This window comes from Paraburkholderia sp. UCT70, assembly GCF_050434085.1.
GTDB lineage: Bacteria > Pseudomonadota > Gammaproteobacteria > Burkholderiales > Burkholderiaceae > Paraburkholderia > Paraburkholderia tuberum.
Genome location: NZ_JBNPVZ010000001.1, coordinates 260,408 through 282,478 on the forward strand (window position 1 = coordinate 260,408; position 22,071 = coordinate 282,478).

Consider the following 22,071-nt stretch of genomic DNA (forward strand, 5'->3'; position numbering starts at 1 on the left):
GGCGTTTGGCAGAAACGTCCTTTGCGTTGGCTGAGCGCGGCCAGACCGACCCGGCCCCATAAGCAACAGTGCGACGATCATCAGGATTAGTCGCCTGACGTTCGCGACATAGTCACAGCGCGCCCAGACACAAGATATCCATCAATGATCGACTTTCATGCTGATTGTTCTGTGAAATGTTCAGTACGGCGTGCGGCTCGAACGTTTGCGATACTTGATGGCGCCGGCTATGGCCTTGTGCTCAGTCTTGACTTTTGCCTTGATCGCCTCGACATGCGCCTGCGCATTTCCATAGAACGACGCAAGATCTCCTTTCATGGCCGTTCGCGACGCGTTGTCGAGATAAACCATATGGCCCGACGGATAATTACTGAACGTTAGATTGCTCTCGATCTGCGCGCTGTCGAGCGGCATGTTCTGGAAATTGATCAGGGTCTGGAAGAATGGCGTCACCGCATCGTGGTATCCATTCGCAGAAAACACCCTCAGGTAAGGATTGACGGCCATCGCAGCAGCCAGGTCTCCAGCGGTATAGAGACCAGCGCCACCCCTTTGCGCTCCCGTTGGATCGACATGGCTGAAATCCCAGTTTTCGAAAGTCAGATCATTCAGGTCCATGAACGGAGAAACGGATGTGTATTGCAATTCGTCGTTGAGGTACAGGTTCCACATCGCCGTGTAGACGCCACTCACCGCTGCCATTGTCGGGTCGTTGCCGCCGGAGTCGGGCGCGATGAACTCCGCAATGCCGGTGTCTTCGCCCGTCACGCGACCGTCATAAGCGCCGACGGCCAACCCTTCGTCCAGCATCAGGCTCGTCAGGAACGCCGAACCGTTTCCCATTGATGGATTGAGCTGCCAGTATTTCAGGACCATTGCCGGAATGCCGAGCATGTCGCTCATCGTCTGAAGGACGTCAGGTGCGACATTGGGGAAGGCGTTCAACGCATCAACATACGGCCCCGTCGCGAATGCCTCCACTTGCTCCATGAAGCCGGGCAGATCCGCCGGAGCGGGTGACGTGGTTACTTTCTTGTGGAACCATGCATCGGCCGCATAGGTCGGCAAGATGCCAATCGGGTTGCTTGCCTGCGAATAATCGAGAATCGAAGACTGCAGCACGATCCCGTTCAGATCGACGCCGTCCTCGTGCAGCATCCACGTGAGCACACACGTACGTGGTGTCCCATATGATTCGCCGAACAGGTACTTTGGAGAGTTCCACCTGTTGAAGACAGTCAGATAACGCTTGACGAACTGCTTGATACAGCCTGCATCCTGATCGACACCCCAGAAATCCTTGTTGGTGTGCGGCTCGATCGCGGTCGAGTAGCCCGTGCCAACGGGATCGATGAACACGAGGTCCGTGAGATCAAGCAGACTGTCCGGATTATCTTCGAGCGTGTATGGCGCCGGTGGCGTGAACTCCGGCATGCTCGTTTGAATCCGCCTCGGCCCGAAAGAACCTAATAGCAGAAAAACCGATGACGAGCCCGGTCCGCCGTTATAGAAAAATGTCACAGGTCGCGTGGATGGCGTCGCATCGTCGGCGGTAAACGACACGTAGAACAGTTTCGCGCCCGACCGTGAGCTGTAGGTGTCGGTCGTCACAAGGTGACCGGCTCGCGCCGTGTACGCAATCGACTTTCCGTTGACATTCAGTGTGTGGTGAGTGACCGCGGCATTTTCAGTGGCATCGCTGATCGAATCGTCTGGACCGTATGCATAAGGGGTGGTGTCCGCAAGGGGTTCGTCAGGAAAGACTTCCTTCTCTGCAATTGTGCTCATCGAAGATCTCCTTATTCATTGCCGACGTGTGCTCGCTTTGGGCCTGGAGCGAAAAACGGGCGCACGAACACATACCGGGTTGCGACACGATCGCGTCGGGACCCTTTCGTGCTTCATCCGTGACACGACGTGCGTTGAGCGATGCGAAGGGTTCTCACGCCGATCGCCGCGATTCGTGAATCGCCGATTGCGAAGTTGTCGGTCAGGTAAACGTAGGACGATCCGGATTCCTTTTTTTAATCTTTTCTGCGGGAATGTCGCGAAGTATAGGAAAGCGCGCGTCGATTCCAAGGGGATTTACGTTTGTCTCCGTTCTTGTTCCTACCGACAGGTAAACTGCTTCCGGCTAGTTACGTTGCATTGACCCCGTGACGAGCGACAGGAGCGGCGCCAATCTCGCCGCGGTCGAAGCGATCAATCCCGCTCGTGAACCGCCCATCAAGATCCGTCAGTCCAAATATCTCAATAACGCGGTCGAACAGGATCATCGGACGATAAAGCGACGCACGCGGCCCATGCAAATTCAAGACTTTTCGCTGTGCACTGATCCTACTGGCTGGCATCGAACTGATGCACACGATCGCCAAAGGACAAATGCAATCTGCACGCGGGACCCATCCGACCGCCGCGGAGCAATACTATGACCTGGTAATATGAGCAGTGCTTCTTACATAGATTTCGCTCCCGCCCTGATCCTTACCGCGACAAAACTCGAAAAAGTCAGCTCGTCGTTACCCGACAAGCCCGAACTTCTTGGCTTTCAGAAACGCAATTTCTATACTTCGCGAAGCCTGTCCGCCCAAAAGGGAAGTAAGGCAGTGCTCTTTGCCTCAAAGCGCGGAAAGGGAGATGAATCGATGCAATTCGCATAGGTGAAACACCGTCGTCGCAATCGGTTGGAAGCTTCAGTTTGCGATCTATTTCACTAAATTGGTTGACCGAAGGGTTGTACTCACGATCGCGCGACATCTTCATACTCAGGAGGCCCGCATGGCAACGGACCAAGAGCAGTGACCGAAAGGCCAGCAAACCCCCGCTCTCGATCGACGAGATCGTCTTGCTTGACAACGTTGCCGCAGCAAAGAGACTGCCGGCAGCGACTGCTGCCCTGCTGTCTACCCGGCAGCTCGCGTTGGGCGGGCCAAAGGAACTTGCGGAGGAGCTTCAAAAAGCGCTGCGTGATACGAAGCAGACCAAAGCGGGTCTGCGACTGGCGCTGCCCCCGTCGACAATCATCGGCCTCGCTGGTAATAGCGGCGACCGCGTGAGCCCGAAGACCCTAAGGACAACCGCCGCCTCAGCCGCGGCAGGCAAGCCGTTCAAACCGGATTGGTTCCCGCTGGTATATCACCCCAAGATCGGCGCCAGGCCAACGCGGAAATACCTTCGCGGTTCGGGGGGGCGGCGGATAGTCCCGGTGAACCAGAGTTTTCTCTATGGACCCGACGATCGAAGGGTGTTCTATCCGTCCGGCTATCCGTGGCACTGTATCGGCAGGGTCGATGTCTATCCGAATGCTGACGCCGACAACCCCACATCGTCAGGCAGTGGCGTGCTCATAGGAGACCGGCTCGTACTCACGGCAGGTCATGTCCCACCAGCCAACGCGGCGCCGGGTACCTGGAAGATGCGCTTCACGGCCGGAATGTACAACGGCTCGCCGGTCGACGGACCTGGCGCCATCTCGTTTGTTTCCGACTTCCAGGGATACAGCGGTGGGCTATCTGGCGTTGACTACGCAGTGCTCCGGCTGTACGAGCCGCTCGGTGTCCATCTGGGTTACTTTGGCTGGAAAACCTACGACGACAGCTGGACCGGGGGCACCTACTGGTGGCTTGCGGGTTACCCGTTCGATATTGCATCGGCGAACAGCCCGTCGTATCAGGCAGGAATTGCCGTGCTCGACCAGGACTCCGATAGCGGCGGCCTGGAACTTGAGCACCATGGCGACATTGCCAGCGGCGATTCTGGCGGCCCGTTCTGGGGTTTCTGGGACGACGGTTTCCCCTATGTCGTTGGGACATGCAGTGGCCACGAGAACATCTCCGGGCCATCTTGGACTGGCGGCGAGGACAACAATATCGCAGCGGGCGGAGGCGCGCTGTCGAACCTGCTCAGTTGGGCACGTGGCAACTGGCCAGCCTAATCAGCCCGGTAGTTCCTCCAGCCAAGCCTGGACAGTGGCCTGGAAGGACTGAACGAAAGCCGATCCATAGTCATCGGCGATCCGGCGAAGCTGGAGGAGCCTGAGTGCGAGGCGGCGCGCCTCGGCATCCGCGATACCGTTGTCCACCACATGCCGCAGAACCTTTTGCGGGCTGCCGGGCGTGCTGCCACCGGTGCGAGCGAGCCACCACAGTGGTCGGCTCCATCCGCCTGCCGCCCAGTCTTCGCGGATATCGGCCAAGTCGTCTACGATCCAGATCGCCTGACCGGCTAGCCGGCCCGACGCGATTGCTGCCGCCCGGCGCTCACGCTCTCCGTTCGGCGAGGCCAGTAACGCAAGTCGTGCCAACATGGTGATCGGAACCGCACTTTTGCGCCGCAGAGAGCGCCACACGGCGATCGTGGGCCTAGAACAGTCGCGGCGGGTCGCACTGGACTCGCACTCGGCAATGTACATGGCGTGTAACTGGTCAGCAAGAGCAGAGTGTTCACGACGGTTGCTGCCCAACTGCCTACATCGGGCGAGGAACTCTGTGATTAGCGCGGTAAGCGCGTCGATCGCAGCGTCTCCGCTGCCCTGCGGCGCTGGCTTCGTCCCGCGGAGATGTTCTACGAGAAACAGCGGCGTAACATTCCGGTTCAAGAGCTTTGCGCGATCGGCAAAGCGATCCACAATCAGATCGAATAGGACGATGCCGAGATTGAAGAGTGCGCCCGCATGGCAGACCTGCGGCCGCATCGACGCTGATGTTCCGGCGAGCAAGGCCAATCCATCCGTTTGTTGCCAGCCGAGTCCGAGGATGCGTACGAGTGCAGGTTCGGCAAGGCCCAACGACACTGCGGCCTCTCTCAGCAGATCAGGATCCCCAAGCGCCTTCGGGAGCAGGCGGCGGCCAGCGAAGAAAGCGTCCTCGCGCACACGTTGCTCCCGATGTGGAGGGAGCAGCACGCCAGCGTCGTCGAGGACCTCGGTGACGAGGGATCGCAGTTCCGTCATGATTCCCCTTCGGTACGCGCCAGCGTACCCAGGCACAAGGCCGTGGTGAAAAGCCGGTTCTGATCATGGACGACGACACCGGTGCCCAATCCATCGACACGCCATGCGCGGCAATCGTCGGGCTCGGTGACCCACGGCGGTGGAACGCGCATCTGTGCATGAGACGGCCAGGCGCCATCGGCCTCCCGCATCGCATTCAGGCTATGGATCGCGCGCTCCCGACAGTGCTTGTGCTTGCCTGCGACAGCAAGCACTGAGAGGGACGACGCCGTCGCAAAGGCCGATTTGGGTCGGCACCATGAGCCATCGCGCCGCTGCAGACTGCAGGCCCACGCCGCAGCACGTCTCACCACTCTCGTCTCTTGCATCACCGCGGCCAGTTCAACCGCCTGAAGTGTGGGATAGTGCCTCGAATTCCACCAGTACGAAGGCCAGGATCCGTCATCACTCTGCCGTTCCCTCACGTACTGCCAGGCCGCCTCGGCTTCGGCAGTGTAGCCGTTACCATGCAAAGCAAATGCACGCCCGGCCGTCGCCGTCACTTCGAGGTGAGCGCGGCACCACCCAGCGAGCCGAACATGAGCCCCTAGCCGCATGTAGCGCAGGATGGGGTAAGGTTTGGCATAAGTGCGCACTCCGCCTGAAGCGGAATCCTGATGTCGTGCAAGGCAGGCAGCAGCCCGCTCAACGCTGGCGCCTCGGTATCCAAGTGCCATCAGGAAGAGCAGCACGTGTGCAGTCGTGTCGGTTCCGTCGCAATAGCGGCGGCTGGTATGCTGGGGGACCTTACAGAATGATGTGAACGACAATGAAAGCGCTCAGTCCGGCGGTAGCCAAGGTGCTGAAGCGGTTGCACTATCCGCTTGAGATCATGTTGGTGTGCGTGCGTTGGTATGTGGCCTACCCGCTGAGCTTGCGCAATCTGGAAGAGATGATGGCCGAACGCGGGATCGCGGTCGATCATTCGACCGTTCACCGGTGGGCCATCAAGCTTCTGCCGGTGCTTGAAAAGGCGTTCCGCCGCTGCAAGCGCCCGGTCGGCAAGAGCTGGCGTGTCGACGAGACCTACAGTACGCCCAGCCAACGTAGCCTGCCTGCACGGGGGTGAAGTTGCTTGAGCATGTTTGGAATGCAAAACCCGGAGAAGTTGTCGTTGCAGTACCGGGGTATGCCCTTTCTCTGCTGCGAGAGAAAGTGAGCCGAAGCGGCGGTGACTTGCTGACACTGGCAAGGTGACGAAGTCCGTGGGAAACGGGGCTTGCGGCGAAGCGGTTACGCCAAGATGAGCCTCCAGGCTGAGCATGGGACGGTTGAGGAACACGAACCTGTTTGAACGCATCTGAGGGTTGAATCGTCACCCCTGCCTACACCGCTTAACAGGCAGGGCGCGGATCGTTGCCGATCATATGTACGGCCCGGCAACGCGGATGCTGACTGGATATGTAGGCCCATCAGCAGGGAGCCATGGAGAGTGCGCAGCTAGGCCGTGGTATTCGCGACGACTTGCGGCAAGCAAGGATAAAGACTGCGACAGGCAGCCTCGCCCGTGCGTTTGAGTCCAGCATGTGAACTGGGGAAGGCTTGCACAGATGTTAAGGGAGTGTGCCCCCGATGATGTGCAAGCTGGCGGAGCCTCCGTAGTAGTCCGAGGCCGGGAAAGCCGGCTACATGGCGAAGGGAGGCAGTTGAAGTGGTTTGCCTGGTTGATTAACTGACTGTAGTGAGGTGAAGACCTTCGATAATCAGTGAAATGCAAAGCAAACTGGTGGCACGGTGGCATGGTGTCGCCTTCGACCCGGGCGGTCACTTAAACTCCTCCGGGTGTGGTCACTTCAAACTCCTCCACCTTGCGGTCCGATCTGAGCAGACCGACGTCGCCGATCGCTCCACGTAGCAGGACGTTATTTTTACCTCCTTGGCCAGCCCGGGAGGTGGGAGTTGAACGTCTTGAAGCCGCATCAGCAAAGTACGGTGTTCACGTTGCTGGAACTCAACAAGAGCCAGCGCGAGATTCATCGGATCACTGGAATCGACCGCAAGACGATCCGCCGCTACACGGCGATCTTCGCTGCACGCGCAACCGCGCCCGCAAATTCCCCCACCCCCGCGACCATCGGCTCGCGCCCTTCAGATCAAACTCCTCCACCCCCGCGACCACCGGCTTTTCAGGCCACGCCCGCCGAGCCGCATAACTTCGATTTTGCCCGATCGTTGTGCGAGCCTCACCGGCAATGGATCGAAGAACAGGTTCGTCTGCAGCGAAACGCCCAAGCCATCTATCAGGACCTCGTCGACGAGTTCTCGTTTGCTGCGAGCTACGAGAGCGTCAAACGGTTCGTGCGCGCACTGCGACACATCGATCCCGAGCAATTCGACCGGCTCGATTTCCTGCCCGGCGAGGAGGCCCAGGTTGACTATGGGGAGGGCGCTCTGACCCGCGATCCGAAGACTGGACGTTATCGGCGACCACGGCTATTTGTGATGACGTTGCGCTATTCGCGTCACAGTTTCCGGCGGGTTGTCTGGAAATCCAGCCAGGAGGCGTGGGCGCGACTGCACGAAGAAGCGTTCCGTTATTTCGGTGGCTGTGTTCAGTACGTCGTCCTCGATAACCTCAAGGAAGGGGTTATCACACCGGACCTGTACGAGCCGGAGATCAATCATCTTTATGCCGCGATGCTCGAGCACTATGGCGTGGTCGCTGATCCTGCACGCGTCCGCGATCCGAACCGGAAGGGCACGGTTGAGAGCGCGATCCAGCATACGCAGGGCACCGCACTGCGCGGCAGGAGTTTCGATTCAATCGAAGAGCAGAACGCGTTCCTTGTACGCTGGGAGGCTAACTGGGCATCGAAGCGCTTGCATGGACGCGCCCGCCGTCAGGTCGAGTCGATGTTCGAGCAGGAGAAGCCGCACCTGCGGGCATTGCCGCTGACTGGATTCCGCTACTTCAAACAGGTCGTTCGCACTGTCTCCGACGATACAACCATTCGGATCGACCACAGCTGGTACGCAGCTCGTCCTGCTGCGATAGGCAGCACGGTGCTGGTGCGCGTCTTCGATTCAACCATTGAAGTTCGGGATCGACAGACACAAGCGCTGTTACGCATTCACCCGCGTTTCACCGAGCCCGGTCAATTGCTACTGCCCGAGGACGAGCGTCCGTTCAACCCGTCCCGGCAAACGGCCTTCCTGCTCTCAGCCGCAGGCGACATCGGGCCGCAAACGAAAGCACTCTGCCAGCAGATGTTTGACGCCCAGGGACGCATTGGCCAGCGAGGCATGTGGGGCATCGTCGGTCTCGCGAAGCGATACCCGGCCCGCATCGTTGAGCAAGCCTGCAGCCAGGCACTGCAGTACCGTCTGCAATCCTACAAACAGGTTCGCGGACTGGTCGAACGATTGTTCGAGCGCGCGCTGGAGCAGCTTGATCAGGCGCCCCAGCTCGCTTTGCCTCTTACCCAGGATCACGCGCTAATCCGTCCAGCGGCCGAATACGGCGAGCTGTTCAGTCTCGGCGCGCGACATCAACTCAACCAATCGTCGTTGACCACCGGAGAGAACAAAGAATGACCATGTCGATGCCCGAAATCGAGCGTTCGCTCAAACAGCTCCACCTGTCTGGCGTCCGCGACACGCTGGAGACCCGCGTACTGCAGGCACAGACGGCAAATCAACCGTTCCTCGAAACCTTCTCGATAATTCTGCAAGACGAGCTGGACCGTCGTCAGTCCCGGCTGATCGAGCGTCGGCATAAGCAGTCCGGGCTTGACGAAAAGCTCACGTTTGCCGAATTCGACTGGTCCTTCAATCCGAAACTTCCGCGTCAGGCGTGCCTGGAGTTGCGAACGCTGAAGTTCGTTTCGGCCGGCGAGAACGCGCTTCTCATCGGCAAACCTGGTACTGGCAAATCGCACATCGCGAAGGCCGTCGCCAACCAGGCTGTTCTGCAAGGCTATAAGGTCCAGTATCTTGAGACCGACGACTTCTTTGCGCGTTTCAGTCTCAGCGAGCCCGACCAGCAGGAGAAACGTCTGCGCAACATTCTCGACTGCGATCTACTGATTCTGGACGACCTGTTTCTGTCACGATCGATTCCGGATGCCGCTGGTGCGCTACTGCAAACCCTCGTTCATCAACGATACAAGCTACGCCGCAGCACCATGGTCACGTCCAACCGCGTCGTGCAGGACTGGGGCGCGTATCTCGGCGACAACACCATGAGTAGCACCATTCTCGATCGACTCATGCACCACTGCCACTCGCTCGAATTCGACGGCCGCAGTTACCGCCTGAAGGAGGCTGCTGAAACCCTTGCGCGCAAAACCAAAGCGAGCTAAAAAACAACCTTGTCCTGCTGCCTGGTGGAGGAGTTTGCGCGACCACAAGTGGAGGAGTTTGAAGTGACCGTCCGGGCCTTCGATTAGAACGACACTTCAGCGGAGAGCCGGATGCGCTGAGAGGCGCACGTCCGGTTCGGGGAGGAGAGGCCGGGAAATAGTTCGACTACGCCCTGTCTCTTACTCCACTCAAAGTCAAGGGGCAATGGACCTATCTGTACCGCGCCGTCGACAAGGCCGGCAACACGGTTGACTTTCTGCTGCGAGCCAGGCGGGACAAGGAAGCGGCCCGACGGTACTTCGAGAAGGCCATCGATCAGAATGGCGTGCCTGAAACCGTAACCATCGACAAGAGTGGTGCCAATCTGGCCGGGCTGCACGCCGTGAACGCCGAGCGTGAGACGCCTATCAAGATCCGCCAGGTCAAGTATCTCAACAACATCGTGGAACAAGACCATCGGGCGATAAAGCGCCGTACCCGACTCATGTTGGGATTCAAGTTATTTCGTTGTGCGCGCATCTTGTTAAGCGGCATTGAACTTATGCATATGATCGCCAAAGGGCAGATGAAAGACTGCGGCATCGGACAGACTCCCGCGGAGCAGTTCTACTCGTTAGCCGTATAAGTAGTCCTAATCATGCGGGCCATTGTTCAACGCACTTTTTCTTATTGCGACAGAACCCTGGGTCGTCCCTAGTACATTGGGCGGAATGGTCACTGCCGTGCCATTCAGGGGATTGTTTGGCGCGTTTACAACGAGAGTCGCACCCGTTGCCGGGTTGACCACCTGGGTCAGGACCACCCCCGGCCCGTTTTCAGCACCGCCAACGCTACCACCTCCACATCCGTCCAGCACGGCGAAAAGGAATGCCACCATCACAGAACGTGCGATCATGAAATTCTCCTCACCGTTGTCCGAAGTGTTGTCGACAGTAGATGTACGGCGTGAGCTCTCACACCAAATAAAGCCGCGCTGACTTTAGGCCGGCCTCCTGCAGCGATTTGCCTAAGCAATAACCTAGGCTATTCCGGGGTTTTGAACGGAGTAACGCCTTAAACGGGAGGGGAGCGCCTATAGAGCGCTCTCAAAACAGGCGGGATGGTCGCGAGAATTCAGGTCGTTCAGAAAAGTGTAGACGATGAAGTGCGAACAGGCGTGTTCTCAGGTTTTCGGCATAGCGATTGTTTGCGTCGGCGTTGTAGCAGGTGCCGTGCATCCGGTCACCCGCATCAAATCGGAAACGACGGACTCTAGTTCCGAGCTGAGTTGGGGTAATCCAGACGGGCGAGTCAGGCGAAACGTAACAGTAAACGTCCATTCATGGCCGAGTTGAGGCAGTGCCACCCGCAATTCGCTCGCCGGAGACCGGCCATTGAGCGAGGGCGGACGAGACCTAGGCTATCCAAACTGGACGACAACCTCGACCGGCCGCTCATGGCCGCACCCCGACCGACGATGCTGTCTCGACCCTCGGTGCCGTGGGGAGGTCGCAGCCCGGACCCAATATAGCCTCTCACATTTCTCTTATACGGACGTTCGGCCGGCGTGATGGCTACCTCTGCTCGAGTCGACTCTGAAGTTCACCAATGAGCCTTCCGCTTCCCCTGGGATGTAAGCGGGACTGGGCCACATCAGTCGACGCTTATTGGCAGGTCACGTCGGGCACCCCATTCAGACCAAGACCCGTCATAAACCTTGATATCAGTTACTCCGATCACCTCTGCCGCTAGAGCGGGAACACACGCCGTCACTCCGGAACCGCAGCTAAAAACGAGTCGCTTTGATGCCAAAGAAAGCCCATCGAAGATAGTTCGCAATTCGTCCGCAGAACGCATAACTCCTTGATCGAGTACCGAGTCGAAGGGCATATTTACTGCGCCAGGAATATGTCCGCCACGCAAGCCCGCTCGTGGCTCAAGAGCCGTTCCTTTGAATCGTCCCGAAGACCTCGCATCAACAATCGCATAGTCGGGGGATTGCATCGCTTCGCAAACAAATTCTGCGTCGCAAAACACTTGTGATCGAAAGTTTGCGACGAAATTGCCCGGCTGTCGGTACGCGTCAGATGCACGAGGGTAGCCGGCGGAACTGGTCGCTCGCCAAGCCGGCAAGCCGCCATCAAGCACCGCGACTTTGTCGTGGCCCATAGCCTTGAATGCCAGCCGCAGCCGCGGGCTTGCGTAAATGCCAAATTTATCGAATACGACAATCGTATGGTCGCGGTTTACGCCTAACGCCCGCGCATCCTCCGAAAACTTGCAGGGTGCCGCCAGCATGTGAGGTAAAACTTGATCCTCGTCTGCGAAATACTTGTTGAGATCAACGTATATAGAACCCGGCATTCCCTCGTCCTCAGTCGGCGGTGCTGCGCCGGCTGATACGGCCGATGGCAGTCCTGCTTCCAGGATGATCAGGTCCGGTCGCGTCAGGTTTTTTCGCAACCAGGCAACAGAAACAAGCGGTTCCATAGTGTCGTCTAGTCCGAATTTATAGAGGTCGATTTTTCGAATGTTGCAGTAGCCTCGCGGCCATAGCGCTAATAGACCGATTGTTGACGATTACCGTCGAGGCGTCGAGTGGCCGAAATTGGCCGGACAGCGACCGACGGTCGATCGCCAACCGGCGGCGCCTGGGTTCAAACTTCAGTCTGCTCCATCATCTCAAGCGCATCATCTGCCTCGATGCCAAGAGATACCATCGAGGTTAGGGGGAACCGCTGCACAGCGCTCAATCCATTGCCGCGCTGGATTCATCGATGCTCGATGCCGAGCAGCCGCGCGTCCAGCCGCCGCGCTAGCGCCTCGCCGCCTTCGCGCATTACTGCATCGTGGTTCCATTGGAAAACCGGTCTTAGCAACGGCGCCAATGCATTCATCCATGCGCGGTTCGTGTGCACGCACCAGTCGTAACGGACCACGGTAAGGTTGCGTCCGTCGGTCGAAAAGCTCCACCGGCCGGCGCCTTCGACGTCGCCACTGGCTTCCCCCTCCAGCGCGACCAACGGGTCGACGCGCGTCACCCGCATATCGAACACGAGACGATAGGGCAACCAGCCTTTCCACGTATAGCGTTGTACGACACCGACGCCCTGATCGGACCCAGCCTCTAGCTGGTCCACCCGCTCGACGTTATCCCACCACTCGGGCCATCGCGCCGAATCATGGATTGTCGCCCAAACTTCCTGCGCTGGCGCATCGATGCGCCAAATGGTGGAAAAGCGGTATTCGACCGTCCGCAAGCTGCCTCCATTGTTAGTATTCTTCTAGAGATTTTGTCAGATGCTCACTGCACTTGCCATCATCGGCGAAACGGCATGCGTTTCCTTCGGTCGATATCTCGTCGAGCAAACTGCAACGTAGGACAGCTAGAGGCAGCCGACCAGTGCACGAAAGCAGACGGCCAAAGGTTTCACCTCAGCCCAATCCCGCCGACTGCTGCCTGACGCGACCGCCTCAGGCCGACCCCAAAGAGACCTTCGACTTTGGGGCTGACAGCCGTCCGTTGCCAAGCGGGGTCCGGCCATTCAGGAAACCGGTTCCGCGCATTAGCGATAACTCGGTAACCGAGAGCCGCGCCGGCCTGTGCGTGGTTCCAGTCCAGAAGCACGACACCGATCGCAAGAGCCTTTGGACCCAAGCGCCTCAGCCAAGGCTACATCTGCGTACCTGGGGTCGCCGTGTCTGAAGAGTAGTGCTGCGTGGTTTCCCACCAGTCCACCCTGAGCGTGGTGATCATCCGGTCAATGGTAAGCGACCGTCTCCGCTTGCGAGGCTCTTCAAACTTATCGAAAGAGAGCCTAAGGTGCCCCGGCGCGCGCCGGGGCACCAACATTCACTGCGCGGTGACTTGCCAGCGCAGAACCGGTTGCGTGGCCCCGCTCGGCATCACCCACGGGCCGTTCGGGCTGAAGTCCCAGCCCACAAAGCTGGCTGGATTGCTCATCTGTGCGGATGTGAGCCCGTTTGCCGCGGGCAGACCGCCGCCGCTCGAAGCTTGCCCTGTTGTCTCCACGTTCCAATAGACATCGTTATCGGGCGCGCAGCCTATGCATATGCCGCCGATGAAGCCGGCTAACGAATGCACGGGGCCGGACGCATACGACTGCGTGATCCTGCCGTTGCCGTCTGCGATCAGCCCTCCTGCGCCGCCGTGCGACGAGAAACTGGTGACTGGTCCTGTCGAGTACGACTCAGTGATGGCACCCTGATTCTCGAGGACGAGTCCGGCGGCAGTTCCGTCGGCGGTGACCGTGGCATTACTGCCCGAGCGGGCGACCAGCCCGTAGTTAGTGCCGACGAGGCCCGCGAACGCATCTCCGGAATCACTGGAGGTCGCGACCATTGACCCGGACGTAAAGACATTCGCAATCGTGCCGTGATTGGCGGCGGCCAACATCCCGGCGCCAGTGCCGAAGCTCTCGGTCGCCGTAACGTTCTCTTCCAGGTTCAGATTGCGGACAACACCCGTTGAGCCTATATCGGCAAATACCGCGTCCTCACTCGGGGAGAGATGCGAGATCATATTGAATCTACCGTCGAACTGACCGGTGAACGGCCTGCCGGGATCGGGGCCGGGATGGGGATAGAAGCCAAGCGTGGTAAAAACTGCGTTGCTCGCGTCGATGTTTTTGCCAAGCGCGTAATTGCCGGCCAGATTGTTCTGGATGTTCTGCAAGTCCGTGACCGAATTGACGAGTTGATAACCAGTTATCTGTGTCACGAGCCCGCTGTAAAGCGGTGCGCTCCATACCGGATTGGCGACAAGCGTGCCGGGGCTGTAACTACCGTTCATATCGTAGAGCGCGCTGACGATGCCCGTACTCTTCGACCAGTCGATCGTGCCGTTGTTGATGACGCTGCCACCGTTGTCAATTCCCGACGCGTCGGCGCGCAACGTCAGGTTGCCCGCACCGGAGTTCGCGATGGTCGTACCCGTCGCTACCGAGACATCGTGGTACGCGGCAAGCGTGAGCGAAGCCGGACCGGACCAGCGCAGGCTCGACGCGACGCCGAGGTCGCCCGTTGCGCCGTTCGCGCCCGTCGTGGTCACGTCGACCGAAGTGCCCGCGATCAGACTGCGCTGCAACGCATGCGCTGCGACATCATCGATGGTGAAAGCGGGCGTCGAGAGATTCCATTGGCCTGCATCGACCACCGCGTGCCTGCCGAACGTCAGTTGTGCCGCTTGTGTATCGACCGTTCCGCCGCTGCCGTCCGCGTTGCTTGCGGCGATCTTGCCGAGCTGCTCGACGCGGCCGCTGTCGGCGACCAGCCATACATGGCCGTCGCGGCTTGCCGTGCCCGTCGCGCGGATGCGCGTGCCGCCGCCTGCAAGCGCATACACGTTGCCATCGGCGGCCTGCAGGCTGACCTGCGCGGCGTTGATGGGCCCCCTGTTGACCACGGTGCCCTGACTGCCCGTCTGCACGAACACCTGCCGGCTGCTCGTCGAGTCCTGCAGCAACACCGTCTCGCCGACAGCCAGTTCCGCCGTACCGTTGGGTGCGGTGATAGTGCCCGCGTTGATGGCGGCACGCCGTGCGATCAGGAACACATCCCCGCCGCTCGAACTGACCTTGCCCAGGTTGATTACGCTTGCAGCGGAGTCGCCCGAGAATGTAAGCGGGCTGCTCCCGGTCATGAATGCACAGTTGCAGACATCGAGCGTCGACGCGACGAAGCGGCCGCCCGTGCTGATCACGCCCGATGGGCCCACAACGATGCCCTGCGGATTGATCACATAGAGGCTTCCCGTTCCACTGAGCCTGCCGAGAATGGCCGACGGCGAGCCGCCCGTTACCCGGTTCAGCGTCGCGCCCGAGCCGTTATCGAACATCACGCTGTTGTGCCTGCCGATCGAAAAACTGTTCCAGTCGATCACGCCGCGCGTCGAACCGGGTTGCGTGATGACGAGACCGTTCCCGTTGCTGGCTATCGTGCCCGTGCCCGCCACATAAGTGCCGCCTCGTGGAAGTGTGCCCGCCGCGAGCGTCGCCTGGGTAAAGGACAGTCCGGTGAGCGCGCCACCGATGACGAGCCACCGGCGTCCGTGTGACTGGCCACGGCGCGGTGCGCGTAGTAGCGCGGGCCGAGGTAGTTTTGGATTTGACATACAACCCCCTTTCCGCGCGGGGCGCGGAATGGCTGACGACGACCCGCGGAGCCGACCTGAAACGCGTTAGTCGCAGCGTCTGAAGAATAGCCGCTGGAATCGCGAATGCATGCCGATACTTCTGCTTTTTGCGCCTACTTGACTCGCCGTTTGTGGCCGCTTCTCGTGTGGGACCTTTTGACGCGCTTGCGAAATCGGCTCGAAACTGCTCGACGGGCAATGTGTTCCCGGCGAAGGTCGATGACCGTTTGCAATGCGGATGCGACGTCTGACTGTCCGCCGACGGAGGAGGTGAATGACGCTTCATGGCCGACCTCTGTCCGCTGAGCGAACGCGCGCCCCCTCGCGGACAGCGGTCTTGTTGGCGACATACGACCGCGTTGATCAAAGTGCCCCCTTCGAATCAAATGCGCTCCGTCACCGCGCCTGATGCCGAAAGAACGGGGACACTAGGCAGTGACGTTGGGCCGACGTGTTCGAATTGGCCGAACCCGGGCCAACGAATCCAACAGATCGTCCGAACGTTGAGCCGAATTCGGGCTGCGCCTTGAAGCAAATATGTGGGCAAGATGATCCCGCGTCGAAAACCCGCTTACAGCCCTATGGCTGACTCCACGTCTGTCATTGCGCCAGTTGCCAGCGCAGCACCGGATGCGTCGCGCCGGCAGGCATCGCCCGCACCCCCGTCGGACTGAAGTCATAACCCACGAATGATGCCGGTGTGCTCATCTGCGCGGTGGTCAGCCCGTTCGCCGCGGGAATCGGCGTGCCGTACACGACGCCGACTGTGGCGGTCGTGGTGTCGGTGTCCCAGTACACATCGTTCCCGATCGTGCCGGTATTGGCCCGCGCGATACCGATCGGTCCATACAACGGCTGCGTCACGAGGCCGGTTGCGAATGACTGGCTGATCGTTCCTTCGTTCGTAACGACGAGTCCCGCGCCACCGCATGGCGTACCGAAAGCACCTCGGCAATAGCCCCGAAGCGTTGTCGAGCCGGTTGCATAAGACTGGTTGATCGTGCCGCTGTTATCGCCGACAAGGCCGCCGCCGCCCTCATTGATATAACTCAGCGAAACGACAGGACCCGTGGCGAACGACTGGTTGATCAGGCCGCTATTCGCGCCCGCCAGACCACCGAGCACATGCCCCGCGGTCACGGCGGCGCTGCTCGAAGAACGCTGGATTGAGCCGGCGTTAGCGCCCACGAGCCCACCGGCTATCGAACCGTCGCTCATAACAGCGGCCTCGGGTCTGCTGTTCACCACCACCGTGCCGGACGTGCTCACGCGCAGGACGGTACCGAAGTTCGCGCCGGCGAGTACGCCCATATCGAGGGTTGGGTACTCGAGGTCCACGCTCACGTTAGACAGGTTCGCCGTGCCCGAAACGTCGAGGTTGCGTATGACACCTTGGGTGCCGATCACACCGAACATGCCCATCTGTGGCCGTTCGGCCCTGGTACCCACCCACTCGCCCAGCGTGAGCGAACTAATCGTATTGCCTTGTCCGTCGAACTGGCCCGTGAAACGTGTGTCGACGTTGCCGATCGGAACGAATGGCGTGTTGCTCGTCGCGCTCGCATCGATATTCTTGCCGAGCGCGTAGTTTCCGGTGAGATCGTTGGCGACGTTCGACAGATCGGTCAGCGAGTTCACAAGCCTGTACGCGGTGATCTGCGTAACGAGGCCGCTGAAGGCTGGAGGCGTCCACGCCGGGTTGCTCAGCAGGGTACCGGCAACGTAGGTGCCGTTCATGTCGTAGAAAGCGCTCAGCGCACCGGTGCTCTTCGACCAGTCGAGCGTGCCGTTGTTCACGACGCCGCCGCCGTTGTTGATGCCGGTTGCGTCGGCGCGCAAGCCGAGATTGCCCGCGCCATTGTTCGCGATCGTCGCGCCGCTCTCGACCGACACGTCGCGGTATGCGGCGAGCGTCAGCGACGCAGGACCGCGCCAGCGCAGGTTCGAGGCGACATCGATATCGCCCGTTGTGCCCATCGCGCCTGTCGTGGCGACATCGACAGAAGTGCCCGAATTCAGGCTGCGACGCAGTGCGCGTGCAGCGGAATGATCGATCGTGAATGCAGGCGTCGAGAGATTCCATTCGCCCGCATGGACCGCTGCCTTGGCGCCGAACGCCAGTTGTGCCGCGTCAGTATCGACCGTCCCGCCGCTGCCGTCGGCGTTCCTGGCCGTGATCACGCCCGACTGCTCGACCCGGCCGCTGTCGGCGACGAGCCACACATGTCCGTCGCGGTTCGCCGTGCCCGTCGCGCGGATGCGCGCGCCACCGCCGGCGAGCGCATACACGTTGCCATCGGCGGCCTGGAGGCTGATCTGGGCGGCTGCGATGCGTCCCCCGTTGACGACCAAACCATCGCTGCCCGTCTGCACGAAAACCTGTCTGCTGCTGGTCGAGTCCTGCAACAGCACCTGACCGCCTGCCGCCAGTTCCACCGTGCCGGCAGGCGCTTTGATAGTGCCCGCGTTGACGACCGCCTGTCGCGCGATCAGGAACACATCGCCGCCGCTCGAACTGATTTTGCCGAGGTTGATCACGCTCGCATTCGAATCTCCCGACAGCGTGAGCGCGCCACCCTTCATGAACGCACAGTTGCAGACATCGAGCGTAGACGCGACGAAACGGCCTCCCGTGCTGATCACGCCCGATGGCCCCACGACGATGCCCTGCGGATTGATCACATACACGCTGCCGGTTGCACCGAGTCTGCCGAGGATGGCCGACGGCGAGCCGCCCGTGACCCTGTTCAAGGTTGCGCCCGTGCCGTTGTCGAACCTAACGCTGTTGTTCCCGCCGACCGAAAAGGTGTTCCAGTCGATTACCCCGCGGGTCGAACCAGGTTGGGTGATCACGAGGCTGTTGCCCGCGCCCGCTATCGTGCCCGTGCCGGCGACGTAACGGCCGCCCTGCGGCAGGCTGCCCGCCGCGAACGCCACGGGTGTCAGGGACAGCCCAGCCAGCGAAATGCCAATGGCGAGCCAGAGGCGTCGGTTTGACTGTTGACGATGGGGTGCGCATCGCGCGGACCGAAGTTGTTCTGGACGTGACATACAGCCCCCTTTCCGCATGCATGCGGAATGGCCACCAACGACCCGCGGAGCCGACCGGAGACGCGTGAGTCGCCGTGTCTGAAGAATAGCAGTTGGCGTCGCGCATGCATGCCGATATCTCAGCGTTTGGCACCTTCTTATGGGGACTTTTGTGCCACTTCGCCAGGTCAGAACGCGGTAACCATAAGGGAAACAAGGGAAGGTCCAAACCAAGGCTGTAGATATACCGAACCCGAAGAAGGCGGACCAGGAAGATCAGTTGTGTTCCGGTGGCCAATGGCCGCTGGCGGCTGCAGAACCGACGTCTAAATGTCTGGTCAACAGTAGCGGCGAATGACACTTCCTGGCCGATTACGGAACTGCGCGACCAAGACCTGACTCCACCCAGACGGGACGAGCGGCACTAAGTAAGCGGGGAATGTCTTACTCGCGGACTTGCTCCAGATCCAACGGATCTTCGGGATCTTTTCGCGGGAGGGCCACCAACGGATTGCGACGGTGACAAACTGGGCATGTGAAGTAAAGCCCCTCGTCGTCCATTTGTGGCTCCGCGACTTCCAGCGCCGTCAGCATTCGGCAGCCGTTGCATATCCACATGGCGACCTCCCCTCGTGAACTTCTTTTTATAGTTCACGCTAGCTCCGACGGTTGACAGCTTTCTTACTTGTCGCCGCTGCCAAGTTCGCTGTGCTTATGAGAATGGGTCGCACCATGGACGAGTTCGTAATGCGCGCCCTTCCCCGAACGCGTCGGCGGAAAGTGCTCGCCTTCCACGCACGTGACTTCGAATTCGGGGCCACCGCCACCCTCCTTCACGACCTTGTAGATACCGGATGTTTTCACGGTCTCGCCCGGCTTATGCTGGTCTGCCATATAACCTCCTTTTCTTTGGTGATCTGAAACCTAGCAATGTCTGCACCCGATACAGCGCGGGTGCGAACTGCTCGGCACAGCGACCCGGCGGTGAGCCGAGAACGGAGGTTGAAGTGCTAATCTTGGCGCATGGCTCAAACCCCGCGCGCCGGCCGTAGTGCCCGGCTTTCTTCTGTTCAATCGGGAGACGCAAATGGCTGCCCGTTCGATTGCATCACTCTCACTTTCGTTTGGACTGGTGTCCATTCCTGTGCGCCTGTACTCAGCGACCTCAGCGTCCGAGACTATCAGCTTCAATCTGCTCGCCCCGGACGGCTCCCGCGTCCAGCAGCAGTACGTGTCGAAAGCAACGGGAAAGGTGGTCGAGCGCGCCGATATGCAGAAAGGCTACGAGTTTGAGAAGGAGAAGTTCGTCGTCTTCACGAAGGACGAACTGAAGGCGCTCGAGGAAAGCCCGAGTCACATCGTTGAGATTCTGGCCTTTCTGCCCGACCGGTCAATCGATCCCGTCTACTACGACAAGGCGTATTTCATCGCGCCCGACAAGCGCGGAGGTAAGCCGTATAGCCTGCTTAAGAAGGCTCTTCTCGCGAGTGAGCGTTGCGCACTTGCCAGTTGGAACTGGAAGGGCAAAACCCATATGGTTCAGGTACGGGCAACCGACGAAGGACTCGTTTTCCAGCAACTGCTCTGGGGCGACGCGGTTCGTTCGCTTAAAGACCTGGACATCGAGGACGCGCCTGTCACGGAAAACGAGTTGCAGCTTGCGCTGAAGATCATTGAGCAGGGCGAAGCCGATAGCTACGAGCCGGGCCAGTACGAGGACAAGGAGAAGAAGCGCGTTTTGGAAGCGATCGACGCGAAGATTGCAGGTAAGCAGATCGTGACGCTGCAGGAAGAGACGGCGACGGACAGCGGTCAGGTGATCGACCTGATGGAAGCGTTGCGCGCCAGCTTGGCACGAAACGCGAAACGCACTCCCACGCCTTCCCGTGCGCGGCCAGCGGCGCCCGTCGCGGAACTCCCCGCCAAGCCGCGCAAGACCGTCAAGCGTGCTGAGAAGGCGGAGGCGGCGACTGCAGCGCCCGCCAAGGCACGGGGCCGACGGTGACGCGCGGGTCTGCCGTGCATACTTTCTCGCTCCGGGAGGTGCAGTCGCTTCTGGGCGTCTCCCGCCGCGCCCTGCAGATTCTCATCGATGCCGGGTTCGTGCAGCCGTCACGTGGCGCGCGTAACGATCTGCGTTTCACTTTCAGGGAGGTCGTCCTGCTTCGCACGGCGCTGAAGCTTCGCGGATCGCGGATACCTCCTCGTCGCGTCCTGCAGGCGCTTTCACGAATCAAGGACCAACTACCCGACGTGGCGCCCCTGTCCGGCGTGCGCATTACAGCAGTCGGTGACGCGGTGGCCGTCACAGCGGGCGCGGCACAGTGGGATGCTGTATCGGGACAACTCCTGCTCGACTTCGAGGTTGCGGACGTAAAAGGCGACGTGACCTTTCTGGACAGGGCGCCAACCAGCCAGAGCGCACGGAGAAAGCAGGCGCAAGACTGGTATTCGCTTGCGGAGCAACTACAGGCTACGGATGCGGTCGGGGCCGAGGCCGCGTACCGCAAGGCGATCGAACTGTCACCGGAGCCGGACTTTCACGCGTACAACAATCTGGGCGCTTTGCTCGCCGGCGATAGTAGCCGCTGCGGACACGCGCTGAAGGTGTTCGATGAGGCTCTCAAACACTTCGCGGATGCCGAACTGTTGCACGCCAACCGCGCAGTGGTGCTTGAAGAAATGGGCCGGCTCGAAGATGCGGCCGCCAGCTATCTGCGCTGCGTAGAAATCAACGAGAAAAACGACCAGGCAGCCTTCGAGCATGCTTTGCTTCTTGAAAAGCTCAGGCGCTACGAGGAGGCCATGCAGGCATACGCCCGCTGCCTCGACATCAACCCGGGAAACGAGGAAGCGTTGCGCCACCTCACCGAGCTGCACGAGCAGAGAGGGGACACGCGAGCCGTTATCCGTCACCTGAGCGCATGGCGCCGCTCCAATGGGTGAGACTCCCCTGCCGATATGCCACCCCGGCGAATGAGTCAATTCCCACGGCGCCCCCGCTTTCTCATCATGTCGTTTCCTACCCGACTCAGTCGACCTTGATAACTTCAAGATCGTACTCAGCCATCCAGTCGGCTCCAGCGCCGCCGTCGCTTGTCACAACGCCGTTATCGAGTTGATTGCGAATCTGTTCCTCGAATTCATCGAGCGAGTCACATTCCATCGCTTGAAGGTCCGCGTCCGAAACCTCAATCCTGATAATCATTCTTCGTCCTTTTCTATCGTTGCGCCGCGTTCGCGGTTTTTCCTACTCGAAGTCCGGGTCGACGATGTAGCCACCTCGCGGGCCGAATTCCGGAGCCTCGGGCCGTATCCGTTTTCGCTCGCGCGCCAAATGTCTTCCTACAGTTCGTGACTCGCGAGCCACATCAGCGCGCCGTTCCTTTCGCTGCCCGCGATAGCGGTCCAGGTGTGACCTTGCTCATCTACCGCAATGCATCCAGGTTGCCAGTGTTCGGGATTGCGGAGCTTGTTCACCCAGCTCTGAACCTCGCCGTCGAACAGCACTACCACACCGCCGCGACCGACGTATCCATTCTCTTGCCGCCAACGGTGTGCTATGTCGATGGGCGTTGCCATGCTTTCCACTATGAAAACGTCAATACGACTTCGG

16 protein-coding genes and 3 pseudogenes are annotated in these 22,071 nt (G+C 60.0%); 8 read left to right on the plus strand and 11 right to left on the minus strand.

The window, feature by feature from the left end:
• Positions 1–180: 180 nt before the first annotated feature.
• A complete protein-coding gene (locus OKW41_RS01320) occupies positions 181–1,788 on the minus strand; it encodes a S10 family peptidase (protein WP_429571275.1) in 1,608 nt (535 codons plus the stop codon).
• A 362-nt stretch (positions 1,789–2,150) separates the two neighbouring features.
• On the opposite strand from OKW41_RS01320, the pseudogene OKW41_RS01325 reads away from it, so the two are divergent.
• A pseudogene (locus OKW41_RS01325) lies at positions 2,151–2,445 on the plus strand (DDE-type integrase/transposase/recombinase); the annotation flags it as partial.
• Positions 2,446–2,845: 400 nt separating this feature from the next.
• The gene (locus OKW41_RS01330) at positions 2,846–3,934 is read left to right on the plus strand and encodes a trypsin-like serine peptidase (protein ID WP_429571276.1); all 1,089 of its coding nucleotides are present in this window, start codon (positions 2,846–2,848) and stop codon (positions 3,932–3,934) included.
• Here OKW41_RS01330 and OKW41_RS01335 read toward each other — a convergent pair whose 3' ends face one another.
• Positions 3,935–4,951: a hypothetical protein gene (locus OKW41_RS01335; RefSeq protein WP_429571277.1), complete on the minus strand. Its 1,017-nt coding sequence runs from the start codon at positions 4,949–4,951 to the stop codon at positions 3,935–3,937.
• Positions 4,948–5,682, minus strand: coding sequence for a hypothetical protein (locus OKW41_RS01340; RefSeq protein ID WP_429571278.1), 735 nt, complete (start codon positions 5,680–5,682; stop codon positions 4,948–4,950). Before OKW41_RS01340 ends, OKW41_RS01335 begins: the two co-directional genes overlap by 4 nt.
• A gap of 77 nt (positions 5,683–5,759) precedes the next feature.
• Between OKW41_RS01340 and OKW41_RS01345 the strand changes: the two are divergent.
• The 4 genes and pseudogenes from OKW41_RS01345 to OKW41_RS01360 form a co-directional block, all read left to right on the plus strand.
• Positions 5,760–6,020: pseudogene (locus tag OKW41_RS01345) on the plus strand (IS6 family transposase); the annotation flags it as partial.
• Positions 6,021–6,889: 869 nt separating this feature from the next.
• Entirely contained in the window at positions 6,890–8,524 is a 1,635-nt protein-coding gene (gene istA, locus OKW41_RS01350; protein WP_429571188.1) for an IS21 family transposase, read from the plus strand.
• A complete protein-coding gene (gene istB / locus OKW41_RS01355) occupies positions 8,521–9,291 on the plus strand; it encodes an IS21-like element helper ATPase IstB (protein WP_429571187.1) in 771 nt (256 codons plus the stop codon). Before istA ends, istB begins: the two co-directional genes overlap by 4 nt.
• 182 nt (positions 9,292–9,473) lie before the next feature.
• A pseudogene (locus tag OKW41_RS01360) lies at positions 9,474–9,917 on the plus strand (IS6 family transposase); the annotation flags it as partial.
• A 6-nt stretch (positions 9,918–9,923) separates the two neighbouring features.
• Here the strand turns inward: OKW41_RS01360 and OKW41_RS01365 are convergent.
• The 6 genes from OKW41_RS01365 to OKW41_RS01390 all read right to left on the minus strand — a co-directional run bounded on the left by OKW41_RS01365 (position 9,924) and on the right by OKW41_RS01390 (position 19,349).
• Positions 9,924–10,187 (minus strand): hypothetical protein, encoded by a 264-nt coding sequence (locus tag OKW41_RS01365; protein WP_429571279.1) that lies wholly within the window; start codon positions 10,185–10,187, stop codon positions 9,924–9,926.
• A gap of 737 nt (positions 10,188–10,924) precedes the next feature.
• Positions 10,925–11,761, minus strand: coding sequence for a sulfurtransferase (locus OKW41_RS01370; protein WP_429571280.1), 837 nt, complete (start codon positions 11,759–11,761; stop codon positions 10,925–10,927).
• Between the two features lie 281 nt (positions 11,762–12,042).
• Positions 12,043–12,531, minus strand: a complete 489-nt coding sequence (locus tag OKW41_RS01375; RefSeq protein WP_429571281.1) for an SRPBCC family protein — start codon at positions 12,529–12,531, stop codon at positions 12,043–12,045.
• A gap of 593 nt (positions 12,532–13,124) precedes the next feature.
• Positions 13,125–15,404 (minus strand): filamentous hemagglutinin N-terminal domain-containing protein, encoded by a 2,280-nt coding sequence (locus OKW41_RS01380; RefSeq protein ID WP_429571282.1) that lies wholly within the window; start codon positions 15,402–15,404, stop codon positions 13,125–13,127.
• A gap of 621 nt (positions 15,405–16,025) precedes the next feature.
• A complete protein-coding gene (locus OKW41_RS01385) occupies positions 16,026–18,476 on the minus strand; it encodes a filamentous hemagglutinin N-terminal domain-containing protein (RefSeq protein ID WP_429571283.1) in 2,451 nt (816 codons plus the stop codon).
• A gap of 660 nt (positions 18,477–19,136) precedes the next feature.
• Positions 19,137–19,349 carry a hypothetical protein gene (locus OKW41_RS01390; protein ID WP_408258917.1) on the minus strand — a complete coding sequence of 71 codons (213 nt, stop codon included), beginning with the start codon at positions 19,347–19,349 and terminating at the stop codon, positions 19,137–19,139.
• A gap of 193 nt (positions 19,350–19,542) precedes the next feature.
• Between OKW41_RS01390 and OKW41_RS01395 the strand changes: the two genes are divergently transcribed.
• Together OKW41_RS01395 and OKW41_RS01400 are read left to right on the plus strand one after the other, a co-directional pair.
• The gene (locus OKW41_RS01395) at positions 19,543–20,460 is read left to right on the plus strand and encodes a Ku protein (protein ID WP_429571284.1); all 918 of its coding nucleotides are present in this window, start codon (positions 19,543–19,545) and stop codon (positions 20,458–20,460) included.
• A 14-nt stretch (positions 20,461–20,474) separates the two neighbouring features.
• Positions 20,475–21,401, plus strand: a complete 927-nt coding sequence (locus tag OKW41_RS01400; protein WP_429571285.1) for a MerR family transcriptional regulator — start codon at positions 20,475–20,477, stop codon at positions 21,399–21,401.
• Between the two features lie 85 nt (positions 21,402–21,486).
• Here the strand turns inward: OKW41_RS01400 and OKW41_RS01405 are convergent, their stop codons facing one another.
• Both OKW41_RS01405 and OKW41_RS01410 read right to left on the minus strand, forming a co-directional pair.
• On the minus strand, positions 21,487–21,663 hold the full coding sequence (locus OKW41_RS01405; RefSeq protein WP_429453761.1) for a hypothetical protein: 177 nt from the start codon (positions 21,661–21,663) through the stop codon (positions 21,487–21,489).
• 137 nt (positions 21,664–21,800) lie between these two features.
• Complete coding sequence (locus tag OKW41_RS01410; RefSeq protein WP_429571286.1) at positions 21,801–22,037, minus strand: hypothetical protein; 237 nt, start codon at positions 22,035–22,037, stop codon at positions 21,801–21,803.
• Positions 22,038–22,071: the final 34 nt, after the last annotated feature.